We start from the raw sequence: 16305 nt of genomic DNA, 5'->3' as shown, positions 1-16305 counted from the left end.
CCGTTTCGATCTTATCCTGTGCACCTTGCTTCACGGCGTCGACTCGAACGGGGGACTACGGGCGGTCGCGTCAGTAAGTTACTGAAATATTTGTAAAAAGTTGACATGTTCGACTTTTGTTCCTGTATCGGGCACAATGCTGCATTGTTCTCGAAGCAGAGAAGGAGTCGAAACCGCGTGGCTAGAGCGGGCAAGGGAGATATGGGCACAATGTTTGAAGTCACTCAGTTCGGGCACGGCGGTGCTGTTGAGGTTGATCGCAGCCGCGATGAGCTTCTCACAGAATTTGGTAAAGCCACGCTGGTTGACCGGTATCTGATGCCGGGCGAAAGCTACCAGGATTTGTTTGCCCGTGTTGCGTCCTTCTACGGGGATGACAAAGAGCACGCGCAGCGGCTTTACAACTATATCTCAAACCTCTGGTTCATGCCTGCAACGCCTGTGCTCTCCAATGGCGGCACGAACCGTGGATTGCCTATCAGCTGCTTCCTCAATGAAGCGCAGGACAAGCTTGATTCGATCGTTGATCTCTGGACAGAGAACGTATGGCTCGCCTCCAAGGGTGGTGGCATCGGGTCATACTGGGGTAACCTGCGGTCTATTGGCGAGACAGTTGGCGGTGTTGGTAAAACGAGCGGAATTGTGCCCTTCGTTCGTGTTATGGACAGCCTGACCCTTGCTATCTCCCAAGGCAGCCTGCGTCGTGGGTCTGCAGCGATTTATCTGCCTGTAAGCCACCCTGAAATTGAAGAGTTCACCGAACTGCGCCGCCCAACCGGCGGGGACCCGAACCGTAAAACACCAAACCTGCACCACGGTGTGCTGGTGTCGGACGCTTTCATGCGGGCTGTTGAAGCCAATGAAGAATGGGCGCTGACGAGCCCGAAAGATGGCCATGTTGTGCGTACGGTGTCGGCGCGGTCCTTGTGGATTCGTATCCTGACCGCTCGCGTGGAAACCGGTGAGCCCTATATCATCTATAGCGATACCGTGAACCGCCAGATGCCGGAGCATCACAAGCTCGCAGGCCTGACCGTGAAAACTTCCAACCTGTGCGCAGAGATTACCCTGCCAACAGGCATTGATCATCTGGGGAATGAGCGCACGGCGGTTTGCTGCCTCTCCAGCCTCAACCTTGAATATTACAAGGAATGGAAGGACGACGAGCAGTTCATTCCAGACGTGATGCGCTTCCTTGATAACGTGCTGCAGGACTTTATTGACCGCGCGCCGGACGAGATGGCGAAAGCACGTTACAGCGCGATGCGCGAGCGCTCCGTTGGTCTTGGCGTGATGGGTTTCCACAGCTTCCTGCAGGACAATATGATCCCGTTTGAAAGCGCGATGGCAAAAGCGTGGAACAAGAAAATTTTCACACACATCCAGAAGGGTGTGGATGAAGCTTCCGAGGCGCTTGCGTACGAGCGCGGCCCATGCCCTGATGCCGCCGACTATGGCATCATGCAGCGCTTCTCAAACAAAACAGCGATTGCGCCAACGGCGTCTATCTCCACCATTTGTGGTGGTGCGAGCCCGGGGATTGAGCCGATTGCCGCGAACAGCTACAACCAGAAAACCTTGTCCGGGAACTTCATCGTGCATAACCGCGCGCTGCGTCGGCTCCTGGAAGAGAAAGGCCAGAACACAGATGATGTCTGGACCTCGATCACCATTAACGAAGGGTCTGTCCAGCATCTTGATTTCCTGACTCAGGATGAAAAAGACGTGTTTAAAACAGCGTTTGAACTTGATCAGCGCTGGGTGGTTGAGCTGGCAGCAGACCGTGCGCCTTATGTGTCGCAAGCGCAGTCAGTGAATATCTTCCTGCCCGCGAACGTGCACAAGCGTGACCTGCATCAAATTCACTTCCAGGCATGGAAGAAGGGTCTCAAGAGCCTTTATTACTGCCGCTCGAAGTCGATCAAGCGTGCGGAAGTGGTGGCAACAGGCTCGCACAAAAAACGCGAAAAGCCTGAGGTGCAGTTGCAGCTTGGTGGTGGCTCTACTGATTATGAGGAATGCCTCGCTTGCCAATAAGCGCAGGTAGTGTGAGCTAAAGACATAAAAGGCCCTGAATTCTGTGTGATGAATTCAGGGCCTTTCAATTTGTGCATCAGTTTTTGTCTATTGTGGGCAGTTGTCCTGCCCGTCGCTATCCTCAACAACCTTGACCGCAGCGATGGCGATCGTCGTTCCTGACGTGCTTTCCAGCTTAAAGGGCTGGTTGACGGCACGGATATCCGCACCTGCCTGAGCAAAACAAGATAGGCTGATCCGCATGGTTGACCACTCACCGGTGCTTGTTGCTTCCAGCGCCTTGGTTATGTCAACCGCGCCTTGGCAGGCGGGGTTATTAGCGCAGCCCAGCGAGAGGGTTACAGGCGCCGGGAGCTCCGCATCCAGACGGTAGGCGAAGGTGAGTTCCATGGCGCCGTTCATTTCCCTGAAGAGATCAACCGGCGTTTCATTCTCTATCGAGACGGAACTTGCCATTTCACCCTCAAACAGCACCGTGAAGGCATCTTCTTGCGCTGTGTAATCAACAGCGGAGATATGGGCGCCGCTACCGCTTGTGCTAACCCGCCAAGGGGCCTGCGCACGCCCATGCTCAAAGTAGCTGTATTTGTTGAGTTGTTTGTTGGTAGCCCCTGCTTCTTCCGAGAGATCAGGGAGGGTATCGTCATCAGCGTACGTGAGGCCATACCCATAGGGAAACAGTGGATCATAATTGTCCTGCCCCACATTGAGAGGGCCTTGGTCCGCGCGCTTTGGCCATGAGAATGATAGTTTCCCGCTAAAGTCATGCGCTGGTTCGCCGTCCGAGGTGGCAATAAGCACATCTGCGATCCCGCCACCCTCGGTACCCGGCCACCACGCCGCAACAAAGGCATCCGACGCGTTGATGAGGGGATTGACCCACATAGGACGACCGGACAGGAAAACACTAACGGTTGGCACACCGCTTTGCTTCAGGCTTTTCAGGGCGTCCAGCACCGGGGGGTTCGCATAGAGAAGGGTACTGACATCGCCTTGAAACTCTGCATAGGGTTTTTCGCCATATACGGCGATGGCTACATCGGGCTTTTGAGCGAATGAACCGTCGGTGGAATACTCCACCGTGCCGCCAGCTTCATGAATGGCAGCCTCAAGCCCTGAGAGGATGCTTTCACCTTTCGGGAAGGCGGTGTTTGGTAACCCGCCGCCCTGCCAGGTAAGGGTCCAGCCGCCGGATGCATCAGATATGCTGTCTGTGCTTTCCCCAAAAACAAGCACATGCTGCCCGGGCGCGATGGGCAACACACCGCTGTTGTTTTTTAGTAAAACGAGGGACTGGCGCACCGCTTCTCTCGCCACGGCTTTATGTTCGCCTGAGCTGAGAATGCTTTCGTCGCCCGCAAGCGGCCGGGCGGATGGCTTGACGCTGCTGAAGAGGCCGGCGCGCATCTTCACTCTAAGGATGCGCCGCACCGCGTCATCAAGACGGTCCTGCTTGATAACGCCGTCCTTCACCTGTTGAAGGGTGTTTTCATAAAGGCCCTTCCAGCTGTCTGGCGCCATATACATATCGAGGCCAGCATTGATCGCCTGTGGGCAATTTTCATTGGTGCATCCTTCAATTTGCCCGTGCGCATTCCAGTCACCGACAACAAAGCCGTCAAAACCGATCTGGTTTTTGAGAACCTCTGTGAGTAGGTGCTGGTCGCCGTGGATTTTCTTGCCGTTCCAGCTTGAAAATGAGGCCATCACAGCCTGCACACCGGCGTTGATGGCATCAAGGTATGCGACACCGTGAATGTCACGCAGGACTTCTTCACTGACCGCCGCGTCCCCTTGGTCTTGCCCATCCCTGGTGCCGCCGTCAGCGACAAAATGTTTGGCGGAGGAGATGACTTTCTCCGGCCCCATAAACTGTGCTGATGCGAGCTCACCCTGCAGGCCTTCAACTATAGCCGGCGCATATTGCCGGGTGATCTCAGGGGTTTCGCTGAAGCCCTCATATGTCCTGCCCCAGCGATCATCCTGTGGTACGGCGAGAGTGGGGGCAAAGGTCCAGTCATGGCCGGTGACACGCAACTCCCGCGCGGTGACGGCGGATATCTTCCTGATGAGCTCTGCGTTATGGGCGGCGCCAAGCGCGATATTGTGTGGAAAGACTGTACCGCCAACCACATTGTTGTGCCCGTGTACGGCGTCGATGCCCCATATGATCGGGATAGCCACACCGCCGTCACTGGCATCGATTGATGCCTGATAATATTGATCGGCTGCCTCTACCCACTCATCAGCTGTGGCGTAAGGAAGCGGGCCTGGCGCGGAGTTTCCCCCGCTCAACACAGAGCCCAGGTTATAATTTTTAACGTCTTCGGGGGTAACGGAAGCGCTATCAGCTTGAATAACCTGCCCGACCTTTTCTTCAACGGTCATGCGGGCCAGAAGGGCATCAATCTTCGCTTCGAGGGCGTCGTTGCGCAAATCCGCAAGGGTGGAGCGAGGCCAGGTAACATGTGTTGATTGGTCAGTGGGCTGGCTATGGCCTTTGGCGTCTTGGTTATCTGTATCGCTGCAGCCTACAAGCGCCGACGCTGTGGCTATTGCAATGAAGTACAAGCACTTTTTGCGCGCTTCAATCATATTGGTCTCCACTCCCATCAAGGGGCAATGCCCCTCCTTCCCAACAGGTAACAGAGATGTCTTTCACACCAGCGGCACCGTCAATGAGGGCACGCATGCGGTAGTAGACAGCTCAGCAGGATTTCCTCCGTAGCGATTTTAAGGGGCGCTGTCTAGGAATTTATGGAAGCGATTTCATATTTTAATCCGGACATGCTGGAAGGGGTGTGAAGCCCGGTGAGTAGTGGTGGCTAGCGTATAGGGTGGGTGGTTGACTTGCGCTCAATGAAGGCGAAATCCATGGTCAGGGCGCCAGTGTCCGCGCTGGCATCTTGTGCCTGATGCGCGTCTAATAGCTTAGTGGCAGCCGCTATTGCCATCTCTTCGATTGGCTGACGAATGGTTGTCAGCGGCGGTGTGATGAAGGACGCGAGGGGTAGGTCGTCAAAGCCTGCGACCGACAGCTCGCCTGGGACATCAATGCGCATCTCGTGCGCCACCGTAATGGTGGCCGCAGCCATCTCGTCGTTTGACGCAAAAATTGCCGTTGGACGGTTTTCCTGGCTGAGTATCTGTTTCGCGGCAGTTAGGCCTGACGCAAAAACATACGTGCCGCGCCCAACCCAATCTCGCCGGACGAGCAGGCCGTTGTCTGCCATGGCGCTCTGGAAACCCTGCAGTCGCTCTCTTGCATCCGCGTGTTCGGTATCGCCGGTGATGAAGCCTATGTCTTTGTGCCCAAGCCCAATCAGATGTGCTGTCATCTTATAGGCAGCGCCAAAGTTATCGATGCCGATATCGGTCATACCAGCGAATGTGCGGCCGGGGGATATTCTGATCGTTGGTATTTTTCGTTTGCTGAGAGCGGCGAGGATGACCTCATTGTCGCATATGGGCGGCGTCAGGATAACACCCGAGAGCCCGAGGCTGGAGAGAAAGGACTGGATCTGTTCAAAGGTGGTGGTTTTGTCAAACACCTCGACAACCACATGCAGCCCTGCCTCTTTGCATTTTTTGAGCAGACCGCGCTGGATGCCGGAGAGATAGTCACCCTGCGGGTCATCGAGGAGGAGGCCGATGACGTAGGAGCGATTGCCTGCGAGGCTGCGCGCATAAAGGCTGGGTCGGTAACCGAGTTTTTCCACGGCCGCTTCAACAGCTTTTTTCTTGTCGTCCCGGACGTATTTTTCGCCGTTCAGGATGCGCGACACCGTGGTGACAGATACCCCCGCTACGCGCGCCACATCGGCAATCGTCACATTCATTTTTTTCCTGGTCGACATCATTCGCGCTCACTAACTGAAAACGTTTCCGGAACTTTTATGCATTCGATCTAAAGCTTGCAAGTTAAATCCCAAGCATTGCCAAGGCTTATATGCCGAATCCGCCGCCGGGCTGCTTGGTTGATGAAACACATGAAGGTGCCTGAATGCAAGCCTGCCAAAACGCGGATTGGTGTGAATTCATGGTCAAATACCTGTGCGGTAAGGCGGCGCGAACGCCTTCCCCTTTGACAGGCTGCGCATATTGAGCTTAATATGTGACCGGTCACATATTAAGGGAAGAAGAATGGGGAAGCTAAAACTATCCGAGAAGATCGGGTATGCGATGGGGGATGTGGCGTCCAATTTTTATTGGCGTGTATTCGATCTGTTCCTGTTGATTTTCTACACTGATGTGTTTGGTCTACCTGCCGCCGCCGTGGGTACCATGATGTTGGTCACCAGAATAATCGATGCGGTCTCTGACCCGGTTATGGGGGCGATCGCCGACCGCACTAAAACGCGTTTTGGCAAATTCAGGCCCTATCTTCTGTGGGGTATCCTGCCGCTCATAGCGGCTGGAGTTTTAACTTTCACGGTACCGGACATCGGCACAGGGGGCAAAACCGTATGGGCCTATGCCACCTATATTTTCATGATGCTCGCCTACACCTTCATCAATGTGCCATATGGCGCCCTCATCGGTGTTGTCACGCGGGATAGTGAGGACCGTACCGCCCTCACAAGCTTTCGGTTTATTGGTGCGTTTACTGGCGGCAGTCTGGTCGCCTATTTCACGCCAAAGCTGGTTGATTGGTTTGGGCAGGGTAACGAGGCGGCGGGATGGCAAATGGCCATGGGGCTATATGGCCTGGTGGCAGCCGCCTTGTTCGTGCTGACGTTTCTTTCCACTCGCGAACGCGTGGTGCCCGTCTCTCAGGAGCGCACATCAGTGTGGCGCGATATTCGCGACCTGTCGGACAATAAACCGTGGTTGATTCTCTTCTCCCTCGCGCTGGTGATCATGATGACGATCTCGCTGCGGGCGAGCACAGGGACTTTCTACTTCAAATATTATGTTGAACGCCCTGATCTAATCGGGAGCTTCAGCATGACCTATATGCTGGCCCTGATGGCGGGGGCGGCGATCACACCGTTGCTGACTAAGTTCATGGGCAAAAAGCAGTTGCTACTCGTTCTGATGTCATTGGTGAGTGTTTTGTCTGCTGTGTTCTTCTTCGTACCCAGCGATCAGATTGTTCTCATGTATGTATTGCAGGCGGCGATAGGCCTTTGCCTTGGGCCAAAGTCTCCGCTCGTATTCTCCATGTATGCAGACACCGCTGACTACTCAGAATGGAAAACCGGTCGGCGGGCGACAGCCATGGTTTTCTCTGCCGCCGCCTTTTCCCAGAAGCTGGGCGGTGCCTTGGCAGGGGCGCTTATTGGCTGGCTTCTGGGCGCGCTTGGGTATGCCGCCAATGAAGCACAATCAGATGCGTCCGCGATGGGGATCATCCTTCTCATGACCCTTATCCCGGCTTTTTTTGCGGCCCTTTCCGTGGTGCTTATCCGTTTCTATGGGCTTGATGAGGCAACGATCGAGGCGGTGAACAGTGATCTGGAGCAGCGCGCAGTAAAGAACGAGTTTGGAGTGTAAGTGGTGATGAAGGTTTCGAGTAAGATTTTCTCCCGGCAAGGCCCGGATTTGGTGTTGCATAGCCCGAAGGTTATGCCTCACGCCGGTAGTTTCCTGTGGAACACAGACATGATGCTGCAGATAACATGCAGAGGCTATGCAACAGCGCAGTTCATGCAGCCTGAGCCGAGCAAATATTCTCGCGGGCCAGCGCTTGAGGCAACAACCTTCATGCAGCCTGAGCACCCCTATTATTCACACCATAGCGGCCGCTTTTTTTATGTGAAAGATCGGGAAAGTGGTCACTGTTTTTCGGCGCCCTATGAGCCTGTACGGGCGGAGGTTGATACCTTTGAGTTCAGGGCGTTGCCCCACGCGATGCACTGGAGAATAGTATGTGGCGGTATTGAGGTTTCGTTGGAAGTGACTTTGCCTGAGGTTGGAGTTGCTGAGCTATGGCGCTTGCGTGTGAAGAATTTGAGCACTAACAGGCGCGACCTTTCAGTCTATCCCCTATTCAGCTTCGGCTTCCTTTCCTGGATGAACCAGGGTGCTCAATATGATGATGAGCTGCAGGCAATTGTCGCGAGTTATGTCACGCCGTACCAGAAGGTGGCGGATTACTTCAAAAATCAGAGCTTCCGGGAGAAAAGCTTCCTGATGGCGGAGAAGAGGCCAGACGCATGGTGCGCGCGCCTTTCCGCTTTTGAGGGGGAGGGGGGGCTACACCACCCTGACGGTGTTGTTGCCTCCGCCCTTGGCGGTGAAACAGCGGACTATGAAACACCGGTTGCCGCGATGCAGTATGATATATCGCTCGCAGAAGCAGAGAGCTTTGAAACATGCTTTGTTTTTGGCCCTGCGAAAGACAGGGCTGAGCTCGCGGCCATTCGAGAGCGGTTTCTGGGCAGCAGGGAGAACTTCGATCGTGCATGCGCCTCAGGCCAGGATTATGTTGAAAAAGCCAAGAGTGCGCTGAGTGTATCAACGCCGGACCCTGCGTTTGATCATTTCGTCAATCACTGGATGACGCGGCAGATACAGTATCACGGCGCGACTAACCGCCTTTCCACAGATCCGCAAACCCGAAACCTGCTGCAAGATCATATGGGCATGTGCCTGGTGGATGCTGTGAGCATGAAGCGTGCGGTTTTGCTCGCGCTATCGCAGCAGAAAGCGAGCGGTGAGATGCCGGATGGTATTCTTCTCCACCCTGACGCGACCCTTAAATATATCAATCAAGTTCCGCATACTGATCACTGTGTCTGGTTGCCGATATGCCTGAGCGCTTATTTGAACGAGACCGGAGACTATGCGCTGCTTGAAGAGACGGTGCCCTATGCGGACCATGAAAAATACGAAACGGTCGCGCTTCATATCACTCGTGCTATGCGCTGGATTGCCGCCAATCGTGATGAACGTGGTTTGAGCTTGATAGCGGAGGGTGACTGGTGTGACCCCATGAATATGGTTGGCTACAAGGGGCGCGGAGTTTCCGCTTGGTTGACGCTGGCTTCCGCATATGCCTTTCAGGAATGGGCAAGTATCTGTGAGGTGATCGGTGCCGAGACGGTAAGAGCCGAGATGGAAAACCTGGCCGAGGCCTGCAATCAAGCCGCAAACAAACATACGTGGGACGGCAAGTGGTATGCGCGTGGCATTACGGACGCGGACGTGCCCTTTGGTGTGCAGAAAGACATCGAGGGCAGGATTTACCTAAACCCCCAAAGCTGGGCTATTCTCAGCGGTGCGGCGAACGCGGAAATGCGGACCACGATGCTTGATGAAATTGATAAGCAACTAATGACGCCATATGGGGTCGCGATGCTTGCCCCCGCCTATACCGGTATGCGGGAAGATGTTGGCAGACTGACGCAGAAATTCCCCGGGTCTGCAGAGAATGGCTCGGTCTATAATCACGCAGCTGCATTCTATGCCTACAGCCTATATGAGATTGGCGAGAGTGACCGTGCCTATGCAACCCTGCGTAAAATGTTGCCAGACGAGGAAGACTGTCTCGTCCGTGGGCAGTTGCCAGCCTATATTCCAAACTATTATCGCGGGGCCTACCATCAATTCCCCAGAACGGCGGGCCGTTCCAGCCAGCTTTTTAACACGGGCACAGTGGCATGGTTTGGCCGTGTTGTGACTGAGCGGCTGTTTGGACTTCGGGGGTGCAGGCATGGCCTCAAGATTTGCCCTTCCTTGCCGTCTGCATGGGATGAAGCGCGTGTTACGCGTTATTTCCGGGGCGCTGTTTTTGATGTCCGCTATAAACGATCAGATGATGCGACTGAGGCTGAGGTCTGGGTGGACGGTGTATGCAACCCTGAGAAGATGATCAGGGACGTGGAGAAGGGCCGACATTATATTGTTGATGTTAAGTTGCCGAATGGGGAAGGGAGCCAGCGATGAAACCAACAGTGATTTTTGCAGGAGTGTTCGGCTGGGCCCTGGCGTCCCACACAGTAATAGCCGAGGAGGTGCGCCACAGTGCTGTGGCACCGATTATTGACGGCAAGATTGAAGCGGTGTGGGGGCAAGCTGAATGGCGGGATATGAGCCATCATATCACCGGAACTGTGCCGGAGCCGACGGACTTCTCCGGACGCTACAAGCTTCTGTGGGATCAGGACCATCTCTATGTGATGGCTGAGATCACCGATGACGTGTTGTATGACCGGCATCCTGACCCCCGTGAGGCTTACTGGGATGATGATTGCCTTGAGATATTCATCGATGCAGATGCGTCGGGCGGTAATCACCTCTATACCCACAATGCCTTTGCTTATCACGTTGCCCTTGATGGGCATGTGGCTGACATGGGTGCGAAGAAGCCAGACGGCGACGCGGAGATTTTGCTTCTGGATGATCATGCTATCAGCCGGTGGAGGCGCAGCGCGGAGAACCCGGGCGTTATCGTCTGGGAAGTTGCCGTGCGGCTTTACGGTGATACCTTTGATCCTGCGCTGGATACAAATGAGCCGCTCAAGCTGGAGGTCGGTAAAAAAATCGGGTTTATGCTGGCCTACTGCGATAATGACGGCAGTGAAACCCGCGAGCATTTCATGGGCTCACATGCCATTGAGCCCGTGGACGGTGACAAGAACCTTGGCTATATCACGGCGGATGTATTCGGCAAGCTGACATTGGTGCCTTGACCGCTTGGGGAGAATTTTGTGGCTACAATTCGGGACGTTGCAGCTGAGGCCGGTGTTTCACGTGCTACTGTCACGCGCGTATTGCATGAGCCTGATAAAGTTTCGCCCGCGAAATTGGCTAAGGTGCAGGCTGCGATCAAAAAATTGGGCTACCGCCCTAACATGCTCTCACAAACCTTCAGAAGCAGTAGTGCCCGCACCATCGTTGTATTGGCTCCCAACCTTGCCAACCCGTTTTTTGCCCAGGTCATTGCCGGTATTGTCGATGCGTCAGACGAGCTTGGGTATAAAATATTGGTGGGCAGCACCAACAATTCCACCAAGCGCGAGGCAGACTATATCAAGATGGTCGAGACGCGCCTTGCTGACGGCATTATCCAGATGGCGCCTTTCACGGAAGGTGGGGTTTCGCTGTTGCCGAGGGAACATGTGCCTGCTGTGAGTGTGGCGGGTGTGCCGGGTACGCCATATCCGGGTGTTCGTATCGATAATGTGGCGGCCGTCAAGGAGTGTATCCAGTATTTGGCTAGCCTTGGTCACATGCATATCGGGGCGATTACAGGGCCTGCAAGCAACAGCAATACGATCGTGAGGCTCAAAGGTTTCAGGGAGGGTCTTTATGAGGCAGGTTTGCCTTACCTGCCTGAGTTGGTGCGGGAAGGTGATTTCCGTCTGGTTTCAGGGTTCAGCGCTATGGCCGACTTTATGCTCGATAGCAACCCGATCAGGCCGACGGCAATATTCTGTATGAATGATGAAATGGCGCTCGGTGCGATGCGCAGCCTGAAGACGTTCAATCTTCGGGTTCCGGACGATATCTCGATCATCGGGTTTGACAATCTCGACTTCTCCGCTTTTGCGAGCCCTGCGCTGACAACCGTTGAGCAGCCAGCCTATGACATGGGGCGGCGGAGCGCGGCCTTGCTCGTTGATATGCTGGAAGGCAGGGTGGGCAAAGCCGATGCGGATATTGTTTTGCCATACCGGTTTGTTGAGCGCGAAAGCACGGCGGTGGTTCATACCAGAGCATAGTGGCGCACACCTTCTTGGCTGAGGCTGCTCAAAAATATCTGCATCCTTGGTATCCCAATTCTGATGGCGTCAAGGATGAGTCTTCTGGTGGGGTGGTCCGCTCAGCCTTTTCAATGTCGTCCTGCCGATAAAGTAGAAGCTTCATTTGACATAAACAGGAAAGACTCGCGTGGCATGTCATGGTAAAATATGGTAACGGTTCCATATAAAAGTGTGAAAACTGACACATCTTTGCAACGGTTCGGGCCAAAAAGGGCAAAAAAAAGAATTCCGAAAGGCAAAAAAATGTAAACGAATTGAACATGATCTCGGAAGAGGCGTTGAAAGAAGTGTTATATTAATCAGTGGGTTATTAAGAATTCTGCGGATCTAGGGGCTGATTGGAAAGCTGAGAAAAATGGTACCGGTCACATTTGAGGGGAAAATTAGTGTTTACAACATTTGTTCACCTGCGATAGCGTCGTTTTGACAGCGCTGTCAAGATTGCGTCAAACTACTCTTGATAACGTTATCAGATTTACTACGATGTCTGCATGTTGCGTCTTCACACCATTTAATGGGACGCTTTGCGGGCGAGGAAGGCCCTGGGAAGGGGAAGATCTTTGGGAGAGGAAATATGACATCTCATTTTACCGATAGAGGTAGTGAGGGGCAGAGAAGGTCAACACGCCTTGTATCTTTGTTGCTGGGTAGCACTTCGGTAGCTGCCGTATTCGCTGTGGGTTTATCTGCAACTGCGGTTGCGGAAGAAGCAGAACCCGCTGAACTTGAAGAGATCGTTGTCACCGGTATTCGCCAGTCCCTGCGCGCAAGTGCAGATATCAAACGTCGGGCGAATGGCGTTGTTGACGGCGTTGTCGCCGAGGACATTGGTAAGTTCCCGGATTCAAATATTGCTGAATCTTTGCAGCGGATCGCCGGTGTTGCGATCAACCGCCAGGCGGGCGAAGGTTCTCAGGTGACCGTGCGCGGCTTTGGTGCAGGGTTTAACCACGTCACTATCAATGGCCGTTCGATGCCTACGGCGGATATCCCGGTTATCGGCGGCGATGGCCAAGGGCTTCTGGGCCAGGCAAGCGACCGCGCGTTCGACTTCTCAACGCTCGCATCTGAGAGCGTTGCTGCCATGCAGGTGTATAAGTCTGGCCGCGCGGATATCGCGTCCGGCGGTGTTGGTGCGACGATTAACGTCGAGACACGCAAACCTCTCGATACCGAAGGGTTTACAGGCACTATCGTTGCCAAAGCAGCGCACGACACCAACGTTGACCAAGGCAATGAGGTCACACCAGAGGTGACGGGTCTTGTCAGCTGGAGTGATGACGAGAAGAAGTTCGGTGTAGCGCTTTTTGGTAGCTATTCGAAGCGTGATGCGGCCGCCGGGGCTATTCGGAACGCGGGTTGGGATATATTGCCAGCGGATGCTGTTCTCGACCCCGCGAATGGCTTGATTACCGCCAATACGGTTGTAACCGGCTTGCCAACTGATGGTCGCAATGTCGCGATTGCGCGTGACAGCCGCTATCAGTTTACCGAGATGAGTCGCGAACGTATCAATGGTCAAGCCGTGATACAGTTCAACCCGACAGAGAATATCCGGATCACCGCTGACGCGTTGCTTGCTGAAACAAGTGCAAAGGAAGACCGCACAGACCTCAGCAACTGGTTCGACCGTCCGTTTGACCAGATTTCGTTCGACGATAGCCCGGTTTCCACCTCGATTTTCCTATCGGAAAACAAAGGCGGCGGCGTGAAAGACTTTGCGCTTCAGCAGTCTCACAGTGCGACGAAAGACAAGCTGGAATCGTTCGGTCTTAATGTAGAGTATGACGCGAATGATAGCCTGACCTTCAAGCTGGATGCACATACATCCAAAGCGTCTGTGCGCCCCGATGCACGGACAGGATACGCGGAAACCAACGTAGGTATGGCAATGCCAGTGGTTCTTGCCCACACCGTGGACTATTCAACGGGCTTCCCGCAGATATCTGTTAGTCGCGATGATTCCGTTCGCAGTAACAATGACGGTGTGTTTGACCTTGGTGACGTGTCTACGCAAATATCCAACGACAACCGCAATATCTATCAGATCAACGAGATTGATCAGGTAGACTTCCGGGGTGAATGGCAACTGGATAACACTACCAAGTTTACCTTTGGTGCCAACTACCGCACGCAGAAGAACGAAACCTATGAGGCGCTCTATCAGCAAACCATGGGGAACTGGGGTGCAAACAATCCTGGTGATGTGGAGCAACTGGCACCCGGCGCGCTCGAGCTGTTTGAGTGGGATGGCGCCTTCAATGACTTCCAGATTCCATCTGGCCTTGTTGGTGTACGGGGCAACGCGCTTGATATCTTCGAAGCGACCTCCGCTTACTATCTAAGCCAAGGGAACACGGTCAATCTCATTCAGGAGAACTTCGACATTGTCGAAGAGGATGTGCTGGCTGTCTATGCGCAGTTTGATGGTGAGTTTGAACTGGCAGATCGTCCAGTACGTATCAGTGCAGGCCTGCGCTATGAGCAGACCGACGTGACGGCGTTCTCTCAATCCGCGCCTACAACCGACATTATATGGCAGGGTGATCAGGACTTTGCGCGGGTTGCAAGCAGTGGTCAGGATGGTTTTTCTATCGATGAATCTTACGATAACTTCCTGCCAAACCTGGATATCGCGATCGAGCTGACCGACAAGCTGGTTTCCCGTTTCTCCTATAGCAAGACACTGTCTCGCACGGGCTATGATAACCTGAAAGCCAGTACATCACTGTCCTCGCCTTCGGGGCCAACAGCAGTAGGCGGTACACTGACGGCAAGTACGGGTACGCCGGGTCTTCTGCCACTTGTGTCTGAGAACTTTGATGTGTCGTTTGAGTGGTACTATGGCGATGATGACTGGTTCTCGGTCGGTGCCTTCCATAAGAAGGTGAAAAACTTTGTGGGTACCAGAACAGTCTCTGAAAACCTGTTTGGTATTCGCGATGTAACATCAGGTGCGCCGGGCACCCGGTCTGGTCAGGCATCTGATGCTCTTGCGAGCATTGGCATTGATGCAACCAACCAGCACCTGTTCGCAATGACAGCCCTTATTGATCAGCTTGGGTCTGTAAATGACGCAATCGCGACATTCCAGGCCAACGTTACCAATGGTTCGCTGGATCCGGCATACTATACCAGTCTGGAGACAGACTATGACGTGTTGTCGGACTCAACCGACCCGCTGTGGGAGATCGACGTAAGCCGCCCTCTCAATATCGATTCTGCGTCCATTCGTGGTCTTGAAATTGCTGGCCAGCACTTCTTCGGTGACACAGGTTTTGGTATTGCCGCAAGCTACACCATGGTTGATGGCGACATCGGGTATGATGTGACAGCCGATCCAACAGAGGATCAGTTTGCACTCGTCGGCCTTAGTGATACGGCAAACGTTACGCTGATTTACGAGAAGAACCGGATTTCGGCGCGCGCTTCGTATAACTGGCGTGATGGCTTCTTGTCAGACGCAAACCGTGGAGACAGCTACAACAACCCAACCTTCACCGAAGCGTTCGCTACTATCGACGCTAGCGTAAGCTACGATGTGACCGATCAAATCACGGTTTCCCTTGAGGCGATTAACATCACCGGTGAAAACACGCGCCAGTACAACCGCGCTGTGAACCAGCTGTGGTTCGCGAGGGAGAATGCGCCACGCTATTTCCTTGGTGTTCGGTACAAGTTCTAGGCTTGTGAAAAGTTGACCAAAAGTCACCTATGGCAAAGGGGTCGCTCCAAGGAGCGATCCCTGTTTTTTACTGGTCGCCTTCTTGAGCCGATTGATGTGGGCATAGAGCAGGAACCAGTTGACGTAACTGTGGGTATAGGTAGGGTTTCCATATGGCAAACGTTGTAACACTCGATAATGTTGAGCACCACGATCTCAAGATAGCAGCAGACCGGGGCGCAGCCCTCGGTGACAACGTCAACCAAGCCATCGTTTTCCCGAATGAGTTTCGTGATCTGCAACGCGAGTATCCCATCCTGTTCCGCAAGGATAAGGAAGGTGCTTTTCAATCGGTGGTCCTGTTGGGGTTTGATCGAGATGAAAACCTATACCTGAAGGGCACGAACTGGGAAGCCAGGTATATGCCTGCGGTGCACGCTAGAGGGCCATTCCTGATTGGTTTCAACCAAACGGGCGGCGGTGACGGCGCTGAACCGGAGGTGAAGGTGCATATCGACCTTGATAACCCGGCAGTGAACAAAGAGAGCGGTTACTCGCTGTTTTTACCTCACGGCGGTCAGTCGCCTTATCTCAACCACATTATCGGTGTGCTCAGAACGCTCCATGACGGCCTGGCGATCTCGAAAGACTTTTTCAGTGCCATGAAAGAGCATGATCTCATTGAGCCGATTACTCTGGAGGTTAAAATAGATGACACACGCCAATATACCGTGCCGCAGGTATATTCGATCAGCGAAGACAGATTTAGGAACCTCTCGGGCGAAGCATTAACCCAGCTGCATCAAAACGGCATGTTGTCTTATTGTTATTCCGTGCTGGCCTCGCTTGATAACATCCGGCCGCTTGTCGACCGGAAAATCAGGGTGTAACTCT

9 protein-coding genes are annotated in these 16305 nt (G+C 53.9%); 7 read left to right on the top strand and 2 right to left on the bottom strand.

Features of this window, described 5'->3' with window-relative positions; all coding sequences use genetic code 11:
• Positions 1 to 201 precede the first annotated feature (201 nt).
• A complete protein-coding gene (locus ACN0XZ_RS14120) occupies positions 202 to 2037 on the top strand; it encodes a ribonucleoside-diphosphate reductase subunit alpha (protein ID WP_417458433.1) in 1836 nt (611 codons plus the stop codon).
• Between the two features lie 87 nt (positions 2038 to 2124).
• Here the strand turns inward: ACN0XZ_RS14120 and ACN0XZ_RS14115 are convergent, their stop codons facing one another.
• Positions 2125 to 4632: a glycoside hydrolase family 3 N-terminal domain-containing protein gene (locus ACN0XZ_RS14115; RefSeq protein WP_417458432.1), complete on the bottom strand. Its 2508-nt coding sequence runs from the start codon at positions 4630 to 4632 to the stop codon at positions 2125 to 2127.
• 230 nt (positions 4633 to 4862) lie between these two features.
• Positions 4863 to 5894, bottom strand: coding sequence for a LacI family DNA-binding transcriptional regulator (locus ACN0XZ_RS14110; RefSeq protein ID WP_417458431.1), 1032 nt, complete (start codon positions 5892 to 5894; stop codon positions 4863 to 4865).
• 286 nt (positions 5895 to 6180) lie between these two features.
• Here ACN0XZ_RS14110 and ACN0XZ_RS14105 point away from each other — a divergent pair, with 286 nt between their 5' ends.
• From ACN0XZ_RS14105 to ACN0XZ_RS14080, 6 genes are all read left to right on the top strand, one after another.
• Complete coding sequence (locus ACN0XZ_RS14105) at positions 6181 to 7533, top strand: MFS transporter (protein ID WP_417458430.1); 1353 nt, start codon at positions 6181 to 6183, stop codon at positions 7531 to 7533.
• A gap of 6 nt (positions 7534 to 7539) precedes the next feature.
• Positions 7540 to 9927, top strand: coding sequence for a GH36-type glycosyl hydrolase domain-containing protein (locus ACN0XZ_RS14100; RefSeq protein WP_417458429.1), 2388 nt, complete (start codon positions 7540 to 7542; stop codon positions 9925 to 9927).
• Positions 9924 to 10673 carry a sugar-binding protein gene (locus ACN0XZ_RS14095; RefSeq protein ID WP_417458428.1) on the top strand — a complete coding sequence of 250 codons (750 nt, stop codon included), beginning with the start codon at positions 9924 to 9926 and terminating at the stop codon, positions 10671 to 10673. Before ACN0XZ_RS14100 ends, ACN0XZ_RS14095 begins: the two co-directional genes overlap by 4 nt.
• An 18-nt stretch (positions 10674 to 10691) precedes the next feature.
• Entirely contained in the window at positions 10692 to 11705 is a 1014-nt protein-coding gene (locus ACN0XZ_RS14090; protein ID WP_417458427.1) for a LacI family DNA-binding transcriptional regulator, read from the top strand.
• A gap of 616 nt (positions 11706 to 12321) precedes the next feature.
• Entirely contained in the window at positions 12322 to 15432 is a 3111-nt protein-coding gene (locus ACN0XZ_RS14085; protein ID WP_417458426.1) for a TonB-dependent receptor, read from the top strand.
• Positions 15433 to 15584: 152 nt separating this feature from the next.
• Positions 15585 to 16301 carry a SapC family protein gene (locus tag ACN0XZ_RS14080; RefSeq protein WP_417458425.1) on the top strand — a complete coding sequence of 239 codons (717 nt, stop codon included), beginning with the start codon at positions 15585 to 15587 and terminating at the stop codon, positions 16299 to 16301.
• The last annotated feature ends 4 nt before the right edge of the window (positions 16302 to 16305 follow it).

The organism is Kordiimonas sp. (genome assembly GCF_048264555.1).
Lineage (GTDB): Bacteria > Pseudomonadota > Alphaproteobacteria > Sphingomonadales > Kordiimonadaceae > Kordiimonas.
Note: the sequence above shows the minus strand (reverse complement) of the source record. Positions and strands in the feature narration are given on the sequence as shown.

Bases quoted from the DNA above. Each gene is read 5' to 3' on its own strand.
- ACN0XZ_RS14120 (WP_417458433.1), top strand. From the start codon at position 202: ATGGGCACAATGTTTGAAGTCACTCAGTTCGGGCACGGCGGTGCTGTT.
- ACN0XZ_RS14115 (WP_417458432.1), bottom strand. From the start codon at position 4,632: ATGATTGAAGCGCGCAAAAAGTGCTTGTACTTCATTGCAATAGCCACA.
- ACN0XZ_RS14110 (WP_417458431.1), bottom strand. From the start codon at position 5,894: ATGTCGACCAGGAAAAAAATGAATGTGACGATTGCCGATGTGGCGCGC.
- ACN0XZ_RS14105 (WP_417458430.1), top strand. From the start codon at position 6,181: ATGGGGAAGCTAAAACTATCCGAGAAGATCGGGTATGCGATGGGGGAT.
- ACN0XZ_RS14100 (WP_417458429.1), top strand. From the start codon at position 7,540: ATGAAGGTTTCGAGTAAGATTTTCTCCCGGCAAGGCCCGGATTTGGTG.
- ACN0XZ_RS14095 (WP_417458428.1), top strand. From the start codon at position 9,924: ATGAAACCAACAGTGATTTTTGCAGGAGTGTTCGGCTGGGCCCTGGCG.
- ACN0XZ_RS14085 (WP_417458426.1), top strand. From the start codon at position 12,322: ATGACATCTCATTTTACCGATAGAGGTAGTGAGGGGCAGAGAAGGTCA.
- ACN0XZ_RS14080 (WP_417458425.1), top strand. From the start codon at position 15,585: ATGGCAAACGTTGTAACACTCGATAATGTTGAGCACCACGATCTCAAG.